The following is a 1,355-nucleotide window of genomic DNA, read 5'->3' on the forward strand; positions in this document are numbered from 1 at the left end:
ACGCTGATCGACCTGCCGTTCTCGGTCTCGCCCGTCATCTCCGGCCTGGTCTTCGTGCTTCTGTTCGGCTCGCACAGTCTCATCGGTCCCTGGCTGCAGAGCCATGGCATCCAGATCCTGTTTGCCGTGCCGGGGCTGGTGCTCGCCACCGTCTTCGTCACCTTCCCCTTCGTTGCCCGCGAACTGATCCCCTTGATGCAGGAACAGGGCACCAGCGACGAGGAGGCCGCCCTGTCCCTGGGGGCGTCGGGCTGGCAGACGTTTTGGCATGTGACGCTGCCCAACATCAAATGGGGGCTGCTTTACGGCGTGCTCCTCTGCAACGCCCGCGCCATGGGTGAGTTCGGTGCGGTGTCGGTAGTCTCGGGCCATATTCGCGGCCAGACCAACACCATGCCGTTGCAGGTGGAAATCCTCTATAATGAATATAACTTCGTCGCCGCCTTTGCGGTTGCGACGTTGCTGGCGCTGCTGGCGCTGGTCACCCTCGTCTTGAAAACGGCGCTCGAGCTTCGCTACAGCGCCGAGATCGCCGCCAGCCGCAGGCATTGAAAGGTCCGGATCGTCATGGAAGTCCGCGTTCAGAACATACGCAAGGAATTCGGCCGCTTTCCGGCGCTCGACAACGTCTCGCTCGACATCCGCTCGGGCGAGCTGATCGCGCTGCTCGGCCCCTCCGGCTCGGGCAAGACGACGTTGCTCAGGCTGGTTGCCGGCCTCGAAAGCCCGACCGACGGCACCATCTTCTTCGGCGACGACGATGCCTCGCAAAAGACCGTGCAGGAGCGCAACATCGGCTTCGTCTTCCAGCACTATGCCCTGTTCCGGCACATGACCGTGCTCGACAACGTCTCCTTCGGCCTGAAGGTCCGCCCGGCCAATCGCCGGCCGCCGGCCGCAGAAATCCGTAAGCGCGCCCTCGACCTGCTCGATCTCGTCCAGCTCTCAGGCCTTGAGAAGCGCTACCCGGCGCAGCTGTCGGGCGGCCAGCGCCAGCGCGTGGCGCTCGCCCGCGCCATGGCGGTCGAACCCAACGTGCTTCTGCTCGACGAACCCTTCGGCGCCCTCGATGCCCAGGTGAGGAAGGAACTCCGACGCTGGCTGCGCGAGATCCACGACCGCACCGGCCACACCACCATCTTCGTCACCCATGACCAGGAAGAGGCCCTCGAACTGGCCGACCGCGTCGTCGTCATGAGCAAGGGCGCGATCGAACAGGTCGGCACCCCCGACGAGATCTATGACCATCCGGTCTCGCCCTTCGTCTACGGCTTCATCGGCCAGTCGAATGCCTTGTCGGTCACGCTGCAAAACGGCGAGATCTGGTTCGAGGATCGGCCGATCGGCCTGCGCGC

Annotated in this window: 2 protein-coding genes; both read left to right on the top strand. The window is 64.5% G+C overall.

All coding sequences use genetic code 11. The features are described from left to right. A partial coding sequence (locus tag HT585_RS31540) for a sulfate ABC transporter permease (protein WP_176356702.1) occupies positions 1-552 on the top strand: 552 nt, incomplete at its 5' end. A gap of 15 nt (positions 553-567) precedes the next feature. Further along, positions 568-1,355, top strand: a 788-nt coding sequence (locus HT585_RS31545; protein WP_176356703.1) for a sulfate/molybdate ABC transporter ATP-binding protein, incomplete at its 3' end; no start/stop codon positions are given.

Source organism: Ensifer oleiphilus (genome assembly GCF_013371465.1).
Lineage (GTDB): Bacteria > Pseudomonadota > Alphaproteobacteria > Rhizobiales > Rhizobiaceae > Ensifer > Ensifer oleiphilus.